This is a genomic window from Pseudoxanthomonas sp. 97-1-1, from assembly GCF_057773125.1.
On sequence record NZ_JBYMTJ010000004.1, the window covers coordinates 42,055 to 62,208 of the forward strand.

Consider the following 20,154-nt stretch of genomic DNA (forward strand, 5'->3'; position numbering starts at 1 on the left):
TGTGTCGTTGGTCCTGCACGGGTGGTGCGCCGTCACGCTTCCTGCGCGGGCGTGGCGTACACGCCGATTCCGCCGACCGCCCGATTGCGCTCTAATGCCCCTGGGAGCAATGGGGGCATGCGTGCGGATGAAGGCGTGGATAGGGGCGGTCTTCCTGGTGGCCGCAAATCATGGCGTGCTGGCGCAATCCGCCACCTCCGCGGCCGCACACGACGCGCATCACCAGCAACCTCCCTCGGCGTCGGCTTTCAGCAAGCACGGCCCGCCGTCGCGCGAGAAGCGCAAGCAGGGCGTGTCGCCCGGTTACGCGCGCCAGTGGCGTGCGGCGCTGGCGATGGGCGACCAAGGCGACGCCGCACAGGCCGACCGCGCGCTGGCGAAGGTGATGGCGGATCGCGAGTTCGCTGCACTGACGGCGGGCGAGCAACGCGCGACCTGGTCCCGCGCCGCCTGGATGGCGATCCGCCAGGACGACTTCGAGCGCGCACGCGAACGGGTGACCCGCGCCATCGGCGCCGACCCGAGCGATCCCGACGACCTCTACCTGCTCGCGCAACTCGAAGACCACCAGGGCAACCGGGAAGCTGCCGCACGCCACCTGCGCGACCTGGCGCTCCGCTGGCCACGCATGCTGGACCGCCTGGACACCGGGGCCGTGCTGCGCATCGCGCGCCAGGCACCGGATGCTGCTCCTGTTCGCGTGCAATTGCTGGAAGCGCTCCTGCACGCGGCGTGGGATGGCAACGGCATGGGCGTCGGCGACCTGTGGTACCTGCTGGCCCTCGACTACCAGGCCCGTGGCGATGCCGACGGCGTACGCAGGGCCGTGGCCCTCACCACCTCGCCACAGGCGCTGGTGAAGTTCCGCGCCGACCGTCGCTTCGACGCCCTCCTGGACCGCCGCAATGCGACGCTGGACATCGCCGCCGCCGCACGACGACGCGTGGATCACCTGCGCCGGCTCGCCACCGAACGACCGCGAAGCCTCGAAGTCCGCATGGAACTGACCTACGCGCAACTGGCGCTGGGCCGGTACGCGGACGTGGTGTCGCTGGCGGATGAAACCCTGGCCGCGCTGTCGAACGCGCCTGCGGATGCGCTGCCTTTCGATGATCCGGACCATGCGGTGTGGATACTCAACAACCGTGCCATCGCCATGCGTGGGCTCGGCAAGTTGAACGATGCGCAGGCGGACCTGGTCCGCGCCTCGGGCATGGACGAAGCCGGCGGTGCGAATGTCGGCCCGATGCTCAACCTGGGGCAGTTCCTGTGCCAGCGCGGCCGTCCGGACGAAGCACGGGCCATGATCGAACGCGTGGGCGACATGAGCGGTTACGGCCGCATGGTGCAGGCATCCATCCAGCACTGCGCGGCGGTCCAGCAGAAAGACGCGGTCGTCGCACGGCGCGCGCTCGACTACCTGCGCGACCATCATGAGGACGCCCGCGAGATCTGGATCTGGGCATTGGTGGAAGCGGGCAGCATGGATGACGCCGCGCAGGCGTTGATCGCGGCACTGGATGCACCCGCGTCGCGGGGCGACATGCTGGCCGCGCTGCAGGACTATCTCGAGCCGGCCCCGCTGCCCGCGTTCGAACCCGTACGGAAACGCTGGCGCGATCTGCTCGCGCGCGAAGACGTGCGGCAGGCCGTCGCGAAGGTGGGACGGATCGAGCACCAGCCGGTCTTCAACGTCGGCGGCATCTGATCCGGTCGCGGTGGCGGCACGGCCGCTTCAGACGTGCGCCATCCATTGCCGCAGCACGGCCTGCAGCGCCGCCGCACGCGTGTCCACGTCCTGCGTGCCGACGAACGAAACCGTTGCGCGGTCGGCGGCCATCCAGCTCAGCAGTCCGTCCGGATCGTGGATGGCGCCATCGGGCATCGCGCGCTTCGCCGCGCCCAGGTGCAGGACCAGCAGCACGCTGTCCCGTCGGCGCAATTGCATCGTGGCGAAATGATGCCCGTCCACGTGGAAGCTAGGCGCGTTCCACTTGATGCCTTCGCCGATGCGCGGATCGGCCGCCTGGATCACGGCGCGCAACCGGCGGATCGCGGCGTCCTGCGGATGCTCCAGTTCCCTCAGGTGGGCGTCCACATCGGTCGATGGCGTGCGTGCAGGCATGCGGAGCCGCCTTGGGATCGTCGGTGCGCGGATGGCGCCCGGAAGACGGTACAGCCTGCCGCAGCGGATGCCCAGCGGAATGTCCCTCCGACGGGCGGCGGCGGATACGCCGGTGGAATTGATCCGGATCAACGTGTCCCTCACGCCACCGGCGTACGGTGAAGCTTCATCGGGTACAGGAGCATCGACAATGGACAGCACCATGAAGGCCGCCGTCGTGCGGGAATTCGGCAAGCCGCTGGTGATCGAGGAAGTGCCCGTGCCGCGCCCTGCGGCAGGCGACATCCTGGTGAAGATCGAGGCCTGCGGCGTCTGCCACACCGACCTGCATGCGGCCGAAGGCGACTGGCCGGTTAAGCCCAACCCGCCCTTCATTCCCGGACACGAAGGCGTGGGCCACGTGGTCGCGGTCGGCGCGGGCGTCAGCCACGTGAAGGAAGGCGACCGCGTCGGCATTCCGTGGCTGTATTCCGCGTGCGGGTATTGCGAACACTGCCTCGGCGGCTGGGAAACGCTGTGCGAGGCGCAACAGAACACCGGCTATTCGATCAACGGCGGCTTCGCCGAATACGCCTTGGCCAACGCCGGCTACGTCGGCCACCTGCCGAAGAACATCGGCTTCGTCGAGATCGCGCCGATCCTGTGCGCCGGCGTCACCGTGTACAAGGGCCTGAAGGTCACCGACACCAAGCCGGGCGACTGGGTGGTGATCTCCGGCATCGGCGGACTCGGCCACATGGCCGTGCAGTATGCGAAGGCGATGGGGCTGAACGTGGCCGCCGTGGATGTGGACGACAGCAAGCTCGACCTCGCGCGCCGGCTCGGCGCGACCGTCACGGTCAACGCGAAGACCACCGATCCGGTCGCGTACCTGAAGAAGGAGATCGGCGGCGCGCACGGCGCCCTGGTCACGGCGGTGTCGCCGAGAGCCTTCGAACAGGCCATCGGCATGGTCCGCCGCGGCGGCACCGTGTCGCTCAACGGTCTGCCGCCGGGACAGTTTCCGCTCGACATCTTCGGCATGGTGCTCAACGGCATCACCGTGCGCGGTTCCATCGTCGGCACCCGGCTGGACCTGCAGGAATCGCTGGACTTCGCCGCGATGGGCAAGGTGGCGGCGACGGTGGCGACCGACCGGCTGGAGAACATCAACGACATCTTCGCGCGCATGCATGCCGGCACCATCGAAGGCCGCATCGTGCTGGACATGGCCGCCTGAAGCACGCGGCGCTCACTCCGCCGGTGGCACCCCGCCGGCGGCCTCCGCCTCGCCTCGCGCGGCGACCGCGGTGCTGGCCTGCCGTGCCGCCGGCAAGGGCTGGATGCGCAGGCCGCGATGGCGGCACAGGTCAACCGCCGGATACAGCGCGCGCCGGCCGTTGGCGAACTCCACCCGCACGTCATGCAGGCACTGGTCGCCGGCCACTTGCACCGTCACCGCGCCACCGCCGCCGGCGAGAGGCTCGCCCTGCAGCAGTTCTTCCCAGGCCGTGCCTCCGGCCGGCGTGGCCGAGACCGATACCAGCCGGTCGTGCGCGCGGTTGATGAGGTCCAGATAGTGCATGCGTTCGCCTGCGAAGGCGGACGTGGCGGAACAGGCGGCGATGACGAGGACGATGACGGACGAGCGGCACATGGCGTGATCTCCGAGGGGATGGGCGCCGCCGGACATGCGGGTCTCGCGCGCCGGGGCCACGCCATCACGCGCCGCGTCGGCCAGCGCGGCAACGGATCCGGGACGAATCGTCGTGCCGGCGGGGCGAATCGTAGTCCGTGACGTTCGCGCCTTCCCGGCCGTGACGGCGGGGCCTACGATGCCGGCACCTTCCGGGAACACGTGCATGAAGATCCGACTCGGCAGCATGGAGGTGCGACTGTCCCGCTACCTGGGTCTGTGGGCGGTCGTGGTCGTCGTGTTCGCTGCGCAGGGCTGCGTCAACGACGCCGTCAACGGCCACCTGTGGTCGCCCGGCGACTACCTGCGCTGGTGGTCGATCCAGTGGCTGACCTGGGCGGGACTCGCGCCGCTGGTGTTCCGCCTGGGCGAACGCCACCCCATTCCGTTCCCGCCACGACTGAGCGCGCTGGCGCGGCACGTGGGCTACAGCCTGGCCGTGACCCTGCTGGCGGTGGTCATCGGCGCCCTGGTATCGACGCTGTTCGAACCCAGCAGCTTCGGCCAGCAACTCATACAGTTCATCAGCAAGCACTACGCGATCGGCCTGCTCGCCTACTGGACCCTGCTGGCCGTGCAGCAGCTGCTGCATTTCCAGGCCGAGAAATCGCGGCGCGAGATCGAGGCCACGCGCCTGGCCACCGAGCTGGCGCAGTCGCGGCTGCAGGTGCTGAAGACTCAGCTGCAGCCGCACTTCCTCTTCAATACGCTGCACGCCATCATCACCCTGCTCGACGAGGACACGCTGTCGGCGGAAGACATGCTGCTGCGGCTGAGCGAACTGCTGCGCGCATTCCTCGAGGACTACGACGGCCAGGAAATCCCGCTGCGGCGCGAACTGGAACTGCTCGAGCTGTATCTCGGCATCCAGCGGCGACGCTTCAAGGACCGCCTGACCACGCGCATCCATGTCGCGCCCGACGTACTGGATGCGGCCGTCCCCAGCCTGGTGCTGCAGCCGATCGTGGAGAACGCGATCCGCTACGGCATCGGCCAGCACGTCGGCGACGACTGCGTCGAGATCGACTGCCGGCGCGAGGGCGACGCGCTGTGCATCGACGTGCGCAACTACAACAGCACGCTGGACGAAGGCGGCCATGCCGGCGGCCACGGCATCGGCCTGTCCAACACGCGGCTGCGCATGCGCGAACTCTACGGCGATGCCGCCAGCCTGCGCCTGGACCTGATCGTGCCGCGCGGCGTGGCCTGCCGCCTGCGCGTGCCCTTCCACGAGATGGAAGAGGATCCGTTGCCGGAGCACGTGCCCGCATGAGCCTGACCGCCCTGGTGATCGACGACGAACCCATCGCGCGGCACGCGGTGGTGCGGCTGCTGCGCGAAGACCCGGACATCGAGGTGGCGGGCGAATGCGGGGATGGTGTGTCCGCGGTGGCGGCGATCCGCGACCTGTCGCCGGACCTGGTGTTCCTGGACATCCAGATGCCGGCGATCACCGGCCTGGACGTGGTCGCCACCATCGGTGCGTCGCGCATGCCGGCGACGGTGTTCGTGACGGCGTACGAGCAGTTCGCGGTGCGCGCCTTCGAGGCGAATGCGGTGGATTACCTGGTGAAGCCGTTCAGCCGCGACCGCTTCGCCGACACGCTGCGCCGCGCGAGGCAGCGGCTGGCCACCGCGCGCGGCGCCGATGCCGACGCCACCGCGCGCATCATGCAGGCGCTGGCGTCGCTGCAGCAGCGCGACGCCTACCTGGAGCGGGTGCCCGTGCGCGAGGACGAGCGCGTGGTGCTGGTCGACGTGGACGACATCGTCTGGATCAAGGCCAGCGGCAACACCGTGCGCCTGCACCTGGCCGACCGCGTGCACGAACTCCGCGAGACCATGGCCGCGCTGGCCGCGCGACTGGACCCGCGCCGCTTCGCGCGCGTGCATCGCTCGGCCATCATCAACATCCGCCGGGTGAAGGACATCCATCCGTGGTTCAACGGCTACCACGTCGTCACCATGGACACCGGCCAGCAGTTGCGCATGAGCCGCTACCAGCACGACGCCTTCCTGAAACTGGCTACCCTGCGCCGCGAGGACTGACCGGCGCATCGCCGTCGATCATGCGTGCTGCCTGCGCCTTCCCCGCGGCCAGCGCGTCATGGCAGGTGAAGTAGCTGCGGCTGGCGTCCAGCCAGGCATCGCTCCACACACCGCCCTGCACGGTGCGCACGCGTACCGCGAGCGACCACGGCTGGCGGTCGTCCGGCCGCTCGATCACCACTTCCACCAGATGCCCCTGGCGGGTCGACAGGTCCACCTTCTTCTGCATGCGCGTGTTCCCGGCAAAGTGAAGTTCCGCCCTGCCTGGCCTGCGCTCCGGTCCACCCTGGTCCATCGGGACCAACGCGGAAACCCGGCGCCGTGGGCCAGCTATTCCGATGCCACGCCTGCCAGCGCCAGCACCCATCCGGGCACCACCGGCTCGCCGGCATAGAAGTCCCTGGGCTTCTTCTCGGCCATCGCCCAGCGGTGCAGCCAGCTGGGACCGAAGCGACCGTTGTAGCCGTCCTCGCCGCGGGCATACGCGGGGTCGCGCAGCGCTTCTTCCAGCGTCACCACCCGGTAGCCGCGCCGCTGCACGCCGGCCACGAGTTCGGCGTAGGCCACCGCGTTGAGCTCGTTGGCATGCAGCAGCCACACCTGCGGCAGCGCATGGCCCAGCAGCGCCTGCGATTGCCGCTCGTAGTAGTCGACCTTGTTGAGCATGTAGGGGATGTAGCCGCGCCGCAGGCGCTCCAGCGTGGCGGCGCGCTCCGGCGTATCCGGCTGGCCGTCCAGCACGTTCGCATAGGCGAAGGCCCAGACCCATTCGCCGTTGTCCACCGTCACCGGCGCGATGCGGTAGCCGTGTTCGCCGAGGAACGCCGACAGCGTGGCGCGGTCCTCCGGCGTGCGCCCCGCGCGAAGATAGGGATGACGGAACCAGCGCGGCACCTGTCCGCGTTCCGCCAGCAGCGGACGCAGTACGCGCTCGCCGTCCAGGATGTTCTGCTGGAACGCGGGCAGGCCGACCGCATGCAGGTCGAGGTGGCCATGGGTGTGGTTGCCCAGTTCGAAGCCCGCCTCAAGCCAGTCGCGCAGCATCGCCACGCGTGCAGGCTGCACCTGGCCATCGATCTCCAGCTTGCCTTCGTTGACGAACCCCACCACCGGCACGCCGGCCTGCTCCAGCTGCGCCATCAACTGCGCGTGCCGCGCCGGCAATTCGGCTTCCGGCGTCTTGCCCATGCGCTGCCATGGCAGGTCGTCGATGGTGATGGCGATGCGGCGGTCGGGGCCGGCGGCATGCGCGCTCAACGCAAGCGCCGACAACAGCAGTACACGCAGGAGGAAGGGCACGCGCGATCCAGGGCAGCCGGCGGAGCGGCGAGCTTACCGTCCGCCATGGCCCTGCCGCCAGACGGATCAGGACGTGCCGCTGGATTCCGCCCGCAGTCGCGCATCAATGGTGGCACGCAGGCCGGGATGGTCCGGCGCGCGGATGTCGAATTCATCCCGCAGTACCGCGATCACGGCATCGGCATCCGGCAGGCTGCGCCGTTCGCTCGCATGGCCGAGGCGATGGACGGCGAAGCTGCCGTTGTTGAGCGTCCTGCGCCAGCCCGGCCCGGTGCGTGCGGCGCGCAGCTGGCCCAGGAACGGCGAGTCCGGATGCGTGCTGACGTACCAGTTGCCGACGATGTAGTCGATCTCGGCCTGGGGTTGCAGGTCGAACACGTACATCGCCCGCCACTCGCCGGCCACCAGGGCGCGCAGGGTATGCAGGCCGTCATGCCGGGTGATGCGGTACGGCTCGTGCGGCGTGGCTTGCACGTCCTCGGTGTCCAGCCGCAGCGGTGCGGTGGGCACCATGCCGCCGAAGCTGACATCGGCGATATGGCGCTGACCGTCCACGGTGACCAGCACCAGCAGATGGGTGCGCGCGGTCAGTTCGTCCTCCGGCCCTCCCATCACCACGCGCGCCGTCAGGCCGCGTGCATCGAACCCCAGGTGTTGCAGCAACGCCAGGAAAACGCGGTTGAGTTCGTAGCAGTAGCCGCCGCGACCTTCGTGCAGCAGCTTGTGCTGGATGGCCGGCAGGTCCAGCGGCACGGGCAGGTGCAGCAGGGTGGACAGGGTTTCGAACGGGAACGTGGAAGTATGCCGCTGCTGCAGCGCGCGCAGGGTTTCCAGTGTGGGCGGTGGCGCCCGGTCATGACCCAGGCGGTGCAGGTACAGCGCGATGTCGGTAAGGGCGGTGGCCATGGCGGACTCCTTGATCGGCAGGCGGCCACTGTGCGACCTCAAGCGCGATTGAGGTCAAGGCGGTGCGCCATCCGCATCATCGATGGAAGCGGTCCGCTGACCATTTCCATACCTTCAGTCCGCGTGACGGCAGCGTGTCCTGCGGATGCGGCATGATGCGTAAGAGGATCACGGACCCCGAAGGATGTGCTGATGCGTGCTTGGTTGTTGCTGCCGTTCCTGTTGTTGTCTTCCGGTGCCGCGTTCGCGGCCGACGCCTGCCCGCAGTTGTCGCAGCAGACGCCGTCCGACGTCGCCACCCGCATCGCCGCGGTCGCTTGCCGCGAGCACCTGATGTGGTACCGCCCCTTCATCGACCGCAACGGCCGGATGGCGAACGCGCCGATGATGGAAGCCGAGTCGTCGCTGTTGTCGATCGGCGATGACCGCGCCTGGCAACGCGTCGCGCGCTACTGGCGCGACAGCGGCCTGCTTGGCGCCATCGGCCACCGCCGCGGTGCGACCGAGTGCCTGTACGCCTCCGCCACCGGTCCGCAGGCCGAAGCCTGCCGCGGCTTCGTGGTGGATACGCCGTGGTCGGCCGCCTTCATCTCGTGGGTGATGCGCGAAGCCCGGGTGCCCGGCTTCCGCGGTTCCAGCCGCCACTTCACCTATGTGCAGGCGGCGTTCCAGAACCCGTCGACCAACGCCTTCGACGTCATCGACGTGGCGAAGGCCAAGCCGGTGGTGGGCGACCTGATCTGCTACGTGCGCCAGTCCGGCCGCCTGTTCGGCCACGAAGGCTTGCTGCCGGTGCTGCGCAGTGGCGGGCCGCTGGACATGCATTGCGACATCGTGGTGGCGGTGAACCCGAACAACGACAGCACGGCGTACGCGATCGGCGGCAACGTGCAGCAGGCCGTGACCATGCGGATGCTGCCGCTGAACCGCAGTGGCGAGTTCTGGGGCGGGCTGCCACTGCGCATTGGCGACGGCACGCTGTGCGCGCCGGACAACGAGGCGGCGTGCAGCATGAACCGCCAGGACTGGGCGGCGATCCTGCGGCTCAAGCCGCCGACGGAACTGGCGAAGCTGCCGAGTGCGCTGCCGCCGGTGCAGGACGCACCGGGCAGTGGATCACCCGAGAAGGCGGACTGCTGCATTCACTGCGTCGTCGGGTCGGGTGTGCCAAGGTGCCCGGCGGAGGCGACCCCGCCCGCCACCACGGACACCCCATGAAAACCCTGCCCCGCCTCCCCACCGCACGTCGTCTCGCCACCCTCGCCGCGACCGTGCTGCTGGCCGCCTGCACCACCACGCCACCTGCCACCAGCGCAACGCTCGCTGCCGGTCAGCAGGCCACCGTCGACGGCAGCATCGTCAGCGTGGACACCACGCCGTGGACCTATGACGGCAGCGCGGTGGTCAGGATCGCAGGTGCGAATGGCGAGGTGGAGGTGCACCTGCCCGCACGCTGGAACCTGTGCAAGGCCCCGCCCCCGGAGGACGTGCAAGCGCTGAAGGCCGGCGACCGCGTGCAGGCCACCGGCACCGTCAGCGAAGACGGCGCGCTGGTGGTCTGCGAACGTGCCGAACATGGGTTGCGCAGGGCAGACTGAACCCGGCACGCGAACGCGCGACAGCAAAGCAGGCGGCAGCCTCCACGACCGCGATCCCAGGCTGCCACCTCTTCAAGGAATCGGCTGCGGGCCGGTGACCGGTCGTGCGTCGTGCGCGCCGAAAATCTGAGATGAAGATGGCCGCTATGGCCCCCTTCCTGCCTGTTACTCTCGCCACCGTATCGCTGCAGCCGGCCAGCGATGCGGCCCGCCCATGAGGCGCGGCTGGGGAGTCCGGCATGCCAATGGGAGGGAACCACCGATGCGTATCCGATACGCGGCGCTGCTTGCCGCGGTCTTCATGCTTTTCCTGTTTTCCGGCGCGGCCAGTGCACAGGAAGACACCGCGCCGAATCCGATCGGCGACCTGCCTTGGCAGCTCGGACCGACCGTCGGCAAGATCGGCACTCGGGCCACGGTCGACGTGCCCGAGGGTTACGCGTTCCTGGATGTCGACGGCACGCGCCGACTCAACCAGTTGCTGGAGAACCCGGCGGACGGCAATGACACTTACACGCTGGCGCCGCATGACCTGTCGTGGATCGGCTTCTTTTCTTTCCGGGAAATGGGCTACGTCAAGGACGACGAAAAGGTGGATGCCGACGACGTACTCGAAAGCGTCCGCAAAGGGACCGAGCACGGCAACGAAGAACGGCGCCAGCGCGGCTGGGAGACCATGCGCATCATCGGCTGGTCGTTCAAACCTCAGTACGACAACCAGCTCAAGGCGCTGGAGTGGGCCATTCTCGCCGAGACCGAAACCAGCAAGAACAAGATCGTCAACTACAACACCCGCGTGCTGGGTCGTCGCGGCGTAATGGAAGTGATCGTGGTGGCGGATCCGGAAACGCTGCAGCCGGCCATCGCGGACTTCAAGCGCCTGATGCCAGGCTACAGCTTCGCCGCGGGAGAGAAATACAGCGAGTTCCGCGCCGGCGACCATGTGGCGGAAGTGGGCCTGGCGGCGTTGATCACCGGCGGTGCGGCGGTGGTGGCGTCGAAGAAGGGTTGGCTGGCCGCTGCCGGCGCCGTGCTGGTCAAGATGTGGAAGCTGCTGTTGATCGGCTTGTTCGGCGTGGCCGCCGCGGTGCGCGGCCTGTTCAAACGCAAGCAGAAGGACAAGACGGTCCGGTGAGTGTCAGCAGCGAGTGGCTGCTGGTCGCGGGCATCCTGGCGTTCTACGTCCAGGATTCCGCCCGTCTGGCCTACTTCGACGATGTAGTCGTGTCGGGGGGACGAACATGGCGCGTCGCGGTCGAGGCGGCCACCGAGATGCGCGGTCGTTTCCTCTGGATTCCGTCTCCGCTGCTACCGGTACGCACTACGCTGCACGCGAGCTGGCTCGCACCGGCAGACAGCGCGGTCGCTGACACGGCCGACGACCTGCGCGCCTTCGCGCGCCAGCTGTGGCCGGTCCGCGCGGGATGCGTGGTGGCGGGACTGGTCGTGCTGCTGGCCATTCCGTATCTGTTGCTGACGGGCGCGCCGCCGACCTGGCTGCTCGGTGGCCTACTGGCCTGGCTGGCGGTGACGCTCGCGATGCTTGCATGGCTGGCCGTGCGATCACGCCAACTCGGCCTCACGCGCCGGCGCCTGGCCACGCTGGCCGCCGAGTGCCTGCTATGCCCGCCGTACGCGGTCAATCTCTACCGCAAGCTGTGCGACCAGCGCGGCTTCCACGGCGATCCCGTGGCCTTTGCGGCGGACAACCTGCCGCCGCCGCAGCGGCAACGGTTACTGGACGCCATCGAACGACGCATCGCGCTGTTCGCGCAGTCGTCCGACGAGGAGAAGCTTCTGCGGCTGCAGCAAGCGCACGTCCGGATACGCGGCACGCTGGACGCGGCCATCACGCCAGAGACCTAGAGCGCTGGGCTTTCTCCGCGCGGCGCGTTCCCGGCACCAGCATCGGCACGCGTCGGCGATAGTCTTCATACTCCGGCAGTGCGGCAACCAGATCGCGCTCCTCCCAGCGGATCGCGAGCAGGATGTAGACCGTCGTCATCACCGCGAACAGCAGGTGCGTCATGGTCATGGTCGGCGTGGCCCAGAAGGTCAGCAGCCACGCCACATACAGCGGGTGGCGTACCCAGCGGTACACGGTCGGCGTGCGGAATGGCAGCGGGGTATAGGGCCGTCCGCGGAACTGCAGCCAGACTTGGCGCAGGCCGAACAGGTCGAAGTGATTCAGCAGGAACGTGGTGTACAGCAGCAGCAGCCAGCCAGCCGCGAAGAGCGCGTACAGGGCGGTACGCGCGGCAGGGTTCTGGACATCCCAGACTGTTCCACCCAGTGGACTCCACAGCCAGAACAGCAGGATCAGCGCGACGCTGGACAGCAGGGTATAGGTGCTGCGTTCCGCCGATTCCGGTATCAGCCGCGTCCAGGCCCGCTTGAAAGCGGGACGCGCCATCACGCTGTGCTGCACTGCGAACAGGGCGAGCAGGCCGAGGTCGATCAGCAGCGCGGTGGCGAACGGCGCGGTGGGCGGGGAATCCATGCCCTTCGGCACCCAGAGGTTGCCGATGAAGCCGATGGCATACAGGAACGTGGCGAAGAACACGGCGTAGCAGGCCACGCCGTAGAGCAGGATCAGGGTGCGTTTCATCATGGCCTCGTGGTGGGCGCGGCGCAGCCGGGGGGCCGCTGCGGGCGCGCGGGATGGGATGCGGCAGCGTGGCCGGTCCATGCCGTCCGCGGCAGAGGAACAATGTCCCGACGCACGGCATCGTCCGCGCCAGGCGGGGGAACAATGTCCCGGCTACACTGCGGGCCGGTTTCCTTCCGGGATGGCCGCATGCAGCAGGCGATCCGCTACCTGACCACAGGCGATGGCGCGCGGCTGGCATGGGCGTCGATGGGCAGCGGGCCCGTGCTGGTCAAGGCGGCGAACTGGCTCAGCCATCTGGAATACGACCTGCAGAGCCCCATCTGGCGGCACTGGTACCGGTTCTTCGGCGAGCACTACCGCCTGCTGCGCTATGACGAACGCGGCTGCGGCATGAGCGGCGGCGATGCGCGGCATCTGACCCTGGATCACTGGCTGGGCGACCTGGAATCGATGGTGGACGCGGCGGGCCTGCGCGAGCCCTTTGCGCTGATGGGCATCTCGCAGGGAGCGGCGGCCTGCGTGGCATATGCGGTGAAGCATCCGCAGCGCGTGTCCCGGCTGCTGCTGTACGGGGCGTACGCGCGCGGGCCCTACGAGCGTGGAGACGAGGACGCGGCGCGGCTGTACCACGCCATCATCGACATCGCGCGGGTCGGCTGGGCCGACCAGAACCCGGTGTTCCGGCAGGTGTTCACGTCGCGCTTCATTCCCGACGCCACGGAAGCCCAGGTGCACTGGTTCAACGAGCTGGTACGGACCACGACCACGGCGGAAGCCGCCGCCGCGCTGCTGGAGGCGCGCGCGCGCATCAATGTCACCGCGCTGCTCGACCAGGTCCGCGTCCCCACGCTGGTGCTGCATGCGCGCCAGGACGGTGTGGTGCCGCTGGAAGAAGGGCGGCTGCTGGCGGCCGGCATCCCGGGCGCGCGCTTCGTCGAACTGGAATCGCGCAACCACGTGCTGCTGGAACACGAGCCGGCCTGGCAGCGCTTTCGCCAAGAGGTGCTGGCGTTCCTCGGTGGCGCGCCACAGGGTGAGGAACGCCTGGCGGAGCTGACGCCGCGTGAGCGCGAGATCGTGGCGGGGCTGGTCGCGGGCAGGACCAATGCGCAGATCGCGGCCACACTGTTCATCAGCGACAAGACGGTCCGCAACGCGCTCACCCGTATCTACGAAAAGCTGGGCGTGCAGTCGCGGACGCAGGCGATGGCGTTGTTGCAGGGGTCGGTGGCTGGCATATCCGATTGACCGCGGGCACCCAGCTGAGGTCGCCTGCTGTCGCCGCAATGCCACGCCGATGACGAGCGCAAACAGATCCACTATCCTGGCAAAGGGGCCGGGAGTGAGTGCATGGCAATCGAGGATGGTATTGCAGGGGAGTCGTGGTCCGCTGCTGAGGTGGAGGTTACGGTCCTTGCCTATCTGCGGATGCTTCGAATGCAGGAACTAGGACAGACTTTCGTCAAGGCTGAGGTCATTCGACAGCTTGCCAGCCAGATCCCGGCACGGAACACGGGCGCCATCGAGTACAAGTTCCGCAACATCAGCGCTGTCCTTCATGCACTGGGCGTGCAGTCCGTGTCGGGCTACAAACCGCTAGCAAACGTTCAGAAGCTTCTAATCGATGTGGTCGGCGAGCTATTGCCGCGGGATGCTGCGTTAGACCAAGCCGCCATTCGAAGCGTTGAAACCGCTGCCGAACCACCCTTGATAGCTGATTTCTCAGATTTCGTGGTCGGGGTTCCGGCACCGAGGTATCGCGTCAACGATGCAGCCGCCGCAGCCATTCAACGCATTGCGATCAAGCGGGATTACCTGGAACGAGAGGCAAGGAATCGTTCACTTGGGCATGCAGGCGAACTACTTGTCATGGAGTTTGAAGCCCGCAGACTCTTCGATGAGGGCGCCAAGCAACTCGTCGATCGGATTGAACATACGTCCAAGGTGAAGGGTGACGGGCTCGGCTTCGACATACTTTCATACGATGCCGACGGCCGCGAAAGGTTCATCGAGGTAAAGACCACATCCTATGACCCGGAAACGCCCTTCTTCGTGAGTTCGAACGAGGTTGGCTTCTCGGAAGAAGCCGTTGACCAGTTCCACCTCTACCGTCTGTTCAACTTCCGCAAGAGTCCACGCATGTTCTCGCTCAACGGCCCGATCGCGGCAAGTTGCCTGCTCGATCCGGTGAGCTACCGCGCGACGCTCGTCGGCAACTGAGCACGGCAGCGACGTAGGGCGGGCCCAGGCCCGCCACCTCGGAATATCAGACGCGCGGGCTCAGCAGCCCGATCCGACGGAACCACATTTCCAGCGGCACGGTCACCAGCGGCGGCACGGCGGCGATGAGGGCGAGCAGGGTGGCCCACCACGGCCAGCGTAGGCGCAGGGCGGACAGCACGGTGGCGACGACGTAGAACAGGAAGGCGCCGCCATGCAGCGGGCCGAAAATCTTCACGCCCAGTTCGTTGGCCACCGGCCCGTATTTGAGGAACATGCCGATCAGCAGACCGGCCCAAGTAAAGCCTTCGATGAAGGCGGCGACAGCGAACAGACGCCCGGCGGGCGCGAGGGGACGGGACATATAGGAACTCCAGTGAGGGATGCCGCGACGCGATAGCGGCTGCGGCGCTCGCTGGCTTGGCGATTCTAACGGCACTAGATTGAGCTTCGGGGCCTTGGCCTAGGCAGAATGCGATTGCTGACTCTGTAAAGCCTAAGATTGAGACGAACCAATACCTCAGTCTGGCTCTTTCCAATCTGGGGGCTCAGGTAGACGAGGGCTCCAGTCATCTCCCGGCAAGGCAACTCCGAACTCTCGGTGAGCCTCCTCCACGATCTGCCAAGCATTTTTTTCGACCGCCGACCTGAGGCTGTCAGAGTCGTAAAGGCTAGCCAGAACCGCTGCCGACATCGAGCCATATAGGTCGGTCAGGACGAATCCCGCGCGAATCTCCGTGAGTGGAAACCCATTTCGGCGCCGCCTAAGTTGCTCGATACCGGCATGCGCAAAGTCGTGAAAAGGCGATCCCACCTTAGTGACGGCTTCAGCGATTGGTTTCAGATCAGGATATGTCTTGCACCTGATCATTCCTTTAGCCATGTCATCCAAGTCAGGTTTAGCCCTGCCGGAGGAGAGACGATCAACTGACTCGTAGGACGCGGCGTAAACCAACCACATCGCGCGAATCGTCGTTTCAGTGAGCGGCCTGATAACGGCGTGAGCAACTGAATAGTAGCCATTCGACATCAGAAGGCTGATCGCGCCCTGGTGTTCGACTCCCAGCACCGCAGCATCGCAAGCTAATGTCCACCTCTTTCCCTCACGCAACGGCAACTTCAGGAGCTCATTGGCGTAGACCTGATTACGCTCGCGAGATATCACCGCTCTGTTCGCGATCCAATCAGGAGGCAATCCTGAAGACATGACAAGCATTTCGCACCCTCCCTACTTCAATTTCAGAAAAACGAGAACCCTTTCCAACTCAGCCCCCAGCGCAGCACGAAACGCGGCATCTTTCGACGCACGCCCATCCGCATACCCAAACGTCGATCGCAACTGACCACCTACAACACTCAGATTCCCCCACCCAATCACCCGGTCACCCCACAGCACGGGCAGCGCGTAATACCCCAGCTTCCGCTTGGGCGCCGGCGTGTACGCTTCGAACCGGTACGTCCACCCCCAGAACAACTCGAACCGCCGCCGGTCCCACACCACCGGATCGAACGGCGTCAGCAGCCGCACCTGGTCATCCGGCTTCCAGCGCCGCGAGCGCGGGTCCTCGTCCGCCGGCCAGTACCAGTCCACACCATCGACCCGCGCCGTGCCCAACCGCTGGCGCGCCCGCTTCAGCGCCGCTGCGCGCAGGTCGGTCCATTGCGGTACGCCGCTGCGCAGATAACCCAGCAACTGGCCCAGGCTCGCCGCCGGCAACGGCGCGTACTTGCGCACGATGATGTCGAGCAACGCATCCAGCCGCGCCTCCGCATCAGACATCGCGACAGGTGTCGCATCACCGATGCGCGGCGCATAGACCCGCGTACCGCCCTCGCGGCGCGCGACCCGCAACAGGCCGCGGTAATGCATGCCGTCCAGCAACTGCGTGCTCGCGTTCGACGAGCCGCCGAACCAGTTGATCGTCTTGCCATGCCCGAAATGCGCATCCACCTCGCGCGGATGAGCCGTGCCGCGCTCTCTGACGAAAGCCAGCACCGCCTGCGCCTGCTTCCGGCGCGCGGCCGTCCACGCCTCGCGTGCCGTGCGCGGATGCATCAGCTGGTGATGCTCGCGTGGCAGGAAGCCGTAGTTGACGAAGAAGTCTTCTTCCAGCGGCAGGCGTGGATACCGCCGTTCCAGGTCACCTGCGCGATAGTCGGTGACACGATGGCGCAGGGTCAGGTCCTGCGCGCGTGCCGGCGCCCGGATCGGGTCCGCCTGCACGAACCCCAGCCGCTGGATCGCGCGCGGTAGGGTGGTCGGTTTGAACAGACTGCGGGCGACGGCATAGCGGCGCAGGTGGTCGAGGGTCAGCGTCATGCGGCGCAGCCCATCACCGCATCGTCCTTCGCCACGCACTCACGCCGCGACGTCGATGTACTCCACCTGGCTTGACGGCATTGGAATCTCCACGCCATCCTCGCGCATTCCGGCGAGATGCAAGGCAATGGCGTCGCGGATCAACGCTTCCACCTCGGCCTTGGTCGCGCCGGTGGCCACGCAGCCTGGCAGGTCCGGCACATAGGCGGAATAGTTGCCGCCCGCTTGCTCGATGACGATGGCGTAGCGCATGGAAATCACCTCTTGATCCCGGCCTGTTTCAGGATGCTGCCCAACGTGCCGGGCGCCACATCATCACCCGGCTTGCCGGCGACTGTCACCCGGCCCGGCAGCGTCGGGTGCTTGAACTGGCGGTGGCTGCCCGTCTGGCCAACCTGCTGCCAGCCTGCGTCCTTCAGCTGCTGCAAGACATCGCGGATCTTCGGAGGCACGTTCGCATTCCTTGCGAAGGGTTTTCATCGTTCTGACCCACTACCTTCCACTCTTCCCTCCCCCGCATGCGGGAGAGGGAGTGCGCGGAATCACACCCCGATGGGGTTCGCCTTCTCCACATCGATCTTGTACTGCTTGATCGCGCGGGATACGTCCTTGGCGGTCATCTTGCCTTCCTTCGCCAGGGCGGCGATGGCGGCGTGGGCGATGTAGTAGCGGTCCACTTCGAAGTGGCGGCGCAGGTTGGCGCGGGTGTCGCTGCGGCCGAAGCCGTCCGTGCCCAGCACCGTGTACGCCGCCGGCACGAACGCGCGGATCTGGTCCGCGTACGCACGCACATAGTCGGTCGCCGCGATCACCGGGCCCTGGCGGCCTTCCAGCAGCTCCGTCACGTACGCCTTGCGCGGCGACTTCGCTTCCGGGTTCAGGCGGTTCCAGCGCTCAGCGTCGAAACCGTCGCGACGCAGCTCGTTGAAGCTCGGGCAGGACCAGATGTCGGCGGTGACGCCGAAATCCTTGTCCAGCAGCTCGGCCGCCGCGATCGCCTCGCGCAGGATGGTGCCGCTGCCCAGCAGCTGCACGCGCAGCTCGCCCTTCTTCGGCTTGCCGGCATCGGTGAGCAGGTACATGCCCTTGATGATCCCCGCCGCAGCGCCTTCCGGCATCTCCGGGTGGGTGTAGTTCTCGTTCATCAGGGTGACGTAGTAGTACTCGTCCACCTGCTCCTGCAGCATCTTCTGCATGCCGTGCTGCAGCACCACCGCCACCTCGAAACCGAAGGTCGGGTCATAGCTGCGCACGTTCGGGATGCCGCCGGCCACCACGTGGCTGAAGCCGTCCTCGTGCTGCAGGCCTTCACCGTTCAACGTGGTGCGGCCCGCGGTGCCGCCGAGCAGGAAGCCGCGCGTACGCATGTCCGCCGCCTGCCAGGCGATGTCGCCGATGCGCTGGAAGCCGAACATCGAGTAGTAGATGTAGAACGGCAGCATCGGCACGTTGCTGACCGAATAGCTGGTGCCCGCCGCCATCCACGACGACATCGCACCCGGCTCGCTGATGCCCTGCTGCAGCACCTGGCCGGACTGGTCCTCGCGGTAGTACATCAGCTGGTCGGCATCGACCGGCTTGTACTTCTGGCCGAACGGCGCATAGATGCCGATCTGGCGGAACATGCCTTCCATGCCGAACGTGCGCGCCTCGTCGGCGACGATCGGCACCAGGCGCGGGCCGACCTGCTTGTCGCGCAGTGCGATGTTCAGGCCCTGCACGAACGCCATGGTGGTGGAGATCTCGCGGTCGCCGGTGCTCTTCAGCAGGCGGTCGAAGGCTTCCAGCTTCGGCGTCTCGAACGACTCGCTGGCCTTGCGGCGGCGCTGCGGCAGGTAGCCGCCCAACGCGGCGCGGCGCGCCTTGAGGTACTGGATTTCCGGCGAGTCCTCGCCCGGGTGGTAGAACGGCACCTGCGCCGATTCTTCCAGCTGCTTGTCGGTGACCGGGATGTTGAAGCGGTCGCGGAACGTGCGGATGGCTTCGTCGTCCAGCTTCTTGGTCTGGTGGGTCGGGTTGAGCGATTCGCCCGCCGAGCCCATGCCGTAGCCCTTCACCGTCTTGGCCAGGATCACGGTGGGCATGCCCTTGGTGTTCACCGCCTCGTGGTAGGCCGCGTAGACCTTGTGCGGATCGTGGCCGCCGCGGTTGAGGCGCCAGATGTCGTCGTCGGACAGGTTGGCGACCATCGCCGCCGTCTCCGGATACTTGCCGAAGAAGTTGTCGCGCGTGTACTTGCCGCCGAACGCCTTGCAGTTCTGGTACTCGCCGTCGACGGTTTCCATCATCAGCTTCTTCAGGACGCCGTCGGTGTCGCGCGCGATGAGCGGATCCCAGTAGCTGCCCCACAGCAGCTTGATGACGTTCCAGCCACCGCCGCGGAACACGCCTTCCAGCTCCTGGATGATCTTGCCGTTGCCGCGCACCGGGCCGTCCAGGCGCTGCAGGTTGCAGTTGACCACGAAGATCAGGTTGTCGAGGCCTTCACGGCCGGCCAGCGCGATGGCGCCGAGGGTTTCCGGCTCGTCGCTCTCGCCGTCGCCGATGAAGCACCACACCTTGCGGTCGGACTTCTCGATCAGGCCGCGGTGCTCCAGGTACTTCATGAACTGCGCCTGGTAGATCGCCGCCAGCGGGCCCAGGCCCATCGAGACGGTCGGGGTCTGCCAGTAATCGGGCATCAGCCACGGGTGCGGATAGGACGAAATGCCCTGGCCGTCGACTTCCATGCGGAAGTTGTCGAGCTGCTGCTCGCTGATGCGGCCTTCCAGGAACGAACGCGCGTAGATGCCCGGCGCGCTGTGGCCCTGGATGAAGAGCAGGTCGCCCGGATGGCTGTCGCTGGGCGCGCGCCAGAAGTGGTTGAAGCCCACGTCGTAGAGCGTGGCGCCGGAGGCGAAGCTGGCGATGTGACCGCCGAGGTCGCCGGGCTTGCGGTTGGCGCGCACGACGGTGGCCATCGCGTTCCAGCGGATGATCGAACGGATGCGCCATTCCAGTGCGGCGTCGCCCGGGCTCTTGGCCTCGTTCTGCGGCGCGATGGTGTTGACGTATTCGGTGGTGGGCGAGAACGGCAGGTAGGCGCCGGCGCGGCGGGTCACTTCGACCATGCCTTCCAGCAACTGGTGAGCACGCAGGGCGCCGTTCTTCTCGATCACCGCCTGCATGGAATCGATCCACTCGCGGGATTCCTGCGGATCCGGATCGCTCTGCAACATCTCGTTCAACCAGTTCATTCCCGCTCCTGTTGCGCCGCGCGTGGGGCACGGCATTGCCGATACTTTTAGAGCCTTGAAGTGTAACGCACGCACCCGCCGCGGGACCTGGCTACGCAGGCGTATGGAGCGGATG

General features: G+C 67.1%; 22 protein-coding genes. 10 read left to right on the forward strand and 12 right to left on the reverse strand.

Features of this window, described 5'->3' with window-relative positions:
* Positions 1-127: 127 nt before the first annotated feature.
* Positions 128-1,708, forward strand: coding sequence for a hypothetical protein (locus AC3DET_RS15460; protein WP_488392190.1), 1,581 nt, complete (start codon positions 128-130; stop codon positions 1,706-1,708).
* Positions 1,709-1,735: 27 nt separating this feature from the next.
* Here AC3DET_RS15460 and AC3DET_RS15465 read toward each other — a convergent pair whose 3' ends face one another.
* Complete coding sequence (locus tag AC3DET_RS15465) at positions 1,736-2,125, reverse strand: DUF1801 domain-containing protein (RefSeq protein WP_488392191.1); 390 nt, start codon at positions 2,123-2,125, stop codon at positions 1,736-1,738.
* Positions 2,126-2,315: 190 nt separating this feature from the next.
* On the opposite strand from AC3DET_RS15465, the gene adhP reads away from it, so the two are divergent.
* The gene (adhP, locus tag AC3DET_RS15470; protein WP_488392192.1) at positions 2,316-3,344 is read left to right on the forward strand and encodes an alcohol dehydrogenase AdhP; all 1,029 of its coding nucleotides are present in this window, start codon (positions 2,316-2,318) and stop codon (positions 3,342-3,344) included.
* 12 nt (positions 3,345-3,356) lie between these two features.
* Here adhP and AC3DET_RS15475 read toward each other — a convergent pair whose 3' ends face one another.
* Entirely contained in the window at positions 3,357-3,761 is a 405-nt protein-coding gene (locus tag AC3DET_RS15475; RefSeq protein ID WP_488392193.1) for a hypothetical protein, read from the reverse strand.
* Positions 3,762-3,966: 205 nt separating this feature from the next.
* On the opposite strand from AC3DET_RS15475, the gene AC3DET_RS15480 reads away from it, so the two are divergent.
* Together AC3DET_RS15480 and AC3DET_RS15485 are read left to right on the forward strand one after the other, a co-directional pair.
* The gene (locus AC3DET_RS15480; protein ID WP_337732351.1) at positions 3,967-5,073 is read left to right on the forward strand and encodes a sensor histidine kinase; all 1,107 of its coding nucleotides are present in this window, start codon (positions 3,967-3,969) and stop codon (positions 5,071-5,073) included.
* Positions 5,070-5,849 carry a LytR/AlgR family response regulator transcription factor gene (locus AC3DET_RS15485; protein ID WP_488392194.1) on the forward strand — a complete coding sequence of 260 codons (780 nt, stop codon included), beginning with the start codon at positions 5,070-5,072 and terminating at the stop codon, positions 5,847-5,849. The genes AC3DET_RS15480 and AC3DET_RS15485 overlap by 4 nt, the downstream gene beginning before the upstream one ends.
* Here the strand turns inward: AC3DET_RS15485 and AC3DET_RS15490 are convergent.
* From AC3DET_RS15490 to AC3DET_RS15500, 3 genes are all read right to left on the reverse strand, one after another.
* Entirely contained in the window at positions 5,827-6,078 is a 252-nt protein-coding gene (locus AC3DET_RS15490; protein ID WP_488392195.1) for a hypothetical protein, read from the reverse strand. The two genes, AC3DET_RS15485 and AC3DET_RS15490, sit on opposite strands and share 23 nt — an antisense overlap.
* A gap of 101 nt (positions 6,079-6,179) precedes the next feature.
* A complete protein-coding gene (locus AC3DET_RS15495) occupies positions 6,180-7,148 on the reverse strand; it encodes a polysaccharide deacetylase family protein (RefSeq protein ID WP_488392196.1) in 969 nt (322 codons plus the stop codon).
* 66 nt (positions 7,149-7,214) lie between these two features.
* Positions 7,215-8,054, reverse strand: a complete 840-nt coding sequence (locus AC3DET_RS15500; protein ID WP_488392197.1) for an arylamine N-acetyltransferase family protein — start codon at positions 8,052-8,054, stop codon at positions 7,215-7,217.
* Positions 8,055-8,246: 192 nt separating this feature from the next.
* Between AC3DET_RS15500 and AC3DET_RS15505 the strand changes: the two genes are divergently transcribed.
* From AC3DET_RS15505 to AC3DET_RS15520, 4 genes are all read left to right on the forward strand, one after another.
* Positions 8,247-9,272: a DUF2272 domain-containing protein gene (locus tag AC3DET_RS15505; RefSeq protein WP_488392198.1), complete on the forward strand. Its 1,026-nt coding sequence runs from the start codon at positions 8,247-8,249 to the stop codon at positions 9,270-9,272.
* Complete coding sequence (locus AC3DET_RS15510) at positions 9,269-9,652, forward strand: hypothetical protein (protein WP_488392199.1); 384 nt, start codon at positions 9,269-9,271, stop codon at positions 9,650-9,652. Before AC3DET_RS15505 ends, AC3DET_RS15510 begins: the two co-directional genes overlap by 4 nt.
* 262 nt (positions 9,653-9,914) lie before the next feature.
* Positions 9,915-10,787: a DUF2167 domain-containing protein gene (locus AC3DET_RS15515; protein WP_488392200.1), complete on the forward strand. Its 873-nt coding sequence runs from the start codon at positions 9,915-9,917 to the stop codon at positions 10,785-10,787.
* Positions 10,784-11,518 (forward strand): hypothetical protein, encoded by a 735-nt coding sequence (locus AC3DET_RS15520; RefSeq protein ID WP_488392201.1) that lies wholly within the window; start codon positions 10,784-10,786, stop codon positions 11,516-11,518. The genes AC3DET_RS15515 and AC3DET_RS15520 overlap by 4 nt, the downstream gene beginning before the upstream one ends.
* Here the strand turns inward: AC3DET_RS15520 and mddA are convergent.
* Positions 11,502-12,260, reverse strand: a complete 759-nt coding sequence (gene mddA, locus AC3DET_RS15525) for a methanethiol S-methyltransferase (RefSeq protein WP_488392202.1) — start codon at positions 12,258-12,260, stop codon at positions 11,502-11,504. The two genes, AC3DET_RS15520 and mddA, sit on opposite strands and share 17 nt — an antisense overlap.
* Before the next feature lie 189 nt (positions 12,261-12,449).
* On the opposite strand from mddA, the gene AC3DET_RS15530 reads away from it, so the two are divergent.
* Together AC3DET_RS15530 and AC3DET_RS15535 are read left to right on the forward strand one after the other, a co-directional pair.
* Positions 12,450-13,511, forward strand: a complete 1,062-nt coding sequence (locus AC3DET_RS15530; protein WP_488392203.1) for an alpha/beta fold hydrolase — start codon at positions 12,450-12,452, stop codon at positions 13,509-13,511.
* 102 nt (positions 13,512-13,613) lie between these two features.
* Entirely contained in the window at positions 13,614-14,483 is an 870-nt protein-coding gene (locus AC3DET_RS15535; protein ID WP_488392204.1) for a protein NO VEIN domain-containing protein, read from the forward strand.
* A 46-nt stretch (positions 14,484-14,529) separates the two neighbouring features.
* Here the strand turns inward: AC3DET_RS15535 and AC3DET_RS15540 are convergent, their stop codons facing one another.
* From AC3DET_RS15540 to aceE, 6 genes are all read right to left on the reverse strand, one after another.
* A complete protein-coding gene (locus AC3DET_RS15540; RefSeq protein WP_488392205.1) occupies positions 14,530-14,847 on the reverse strand; it encodes a DUF3817 domain-containing protein in 318 nt (105 codons plus the stop codon).
* Between the two features lie 156 nt (positions 14,848-15,003).
* On the reverse strand, positions 15,004-15,690 hold the full coding sequence (locus AC3DET_RS15545; protein ID WP_488392206.1) for a DUF6988 family protein: 687 nt from the start codon (positions 15,688-15,690) through the stop codon (positions 15,004-15,006).
* 21 nt (positions 15,691-15,711) lie between these two features.
* Positions 15,712-16,803 (reverse strand): DNA glycosylase AlkZ-like family protein, encoded by a 1,092-nt coding sequence (locus AC3DET_RS15550; RefSeq protein ID WP_488392207.1) that lies wholly within the window; start codon positions 16,801-16,803, stop codon positions 15,712-15,714.
* Between the two features lie 39 nt (positions 16,804-16,842).
* Positions 16,843-17,055, reverse strand: coding sequence for a type II toxin-antitoxin system HicB family antitoxin (locus AC3DET_RS15555; RefSeq protein ID WP_488392208.1), 213 nt, complete (start codon positions 17,053-17,055; stop codon positions 16,843-16,845).
* Between the two features lie 5 nt (positions 17,056-17,060).
* The gene (locus AC3DET_RS15560; RefSeq protein ID WP_284448672.1) at positions 17,061-17,255 is read right to left on the reverse strand and encodes a type II toxin-antitoxin system HicA family toxin; all 195 of its coding nucleotides are present in this window, start codon (positions 17,253-17,255) and stop codon (positions 17,061-17,063) included.
* Positions 17,256-17,345: 90 nt separating this feature from the next.
* Entirely contained in the window at positions 17,346-20,039 is a 2,694-nt protein-coding gene (aceE, locus tag AC3DET_RS15565; RefSeq protein WP_488392209.1) for a pyruvate dehydrogenase (acetyl-transferring), homodimeric type, read from the reverse strand.
* Positions 20,040-20,154 lie beyond the last annotated feature (115 nt).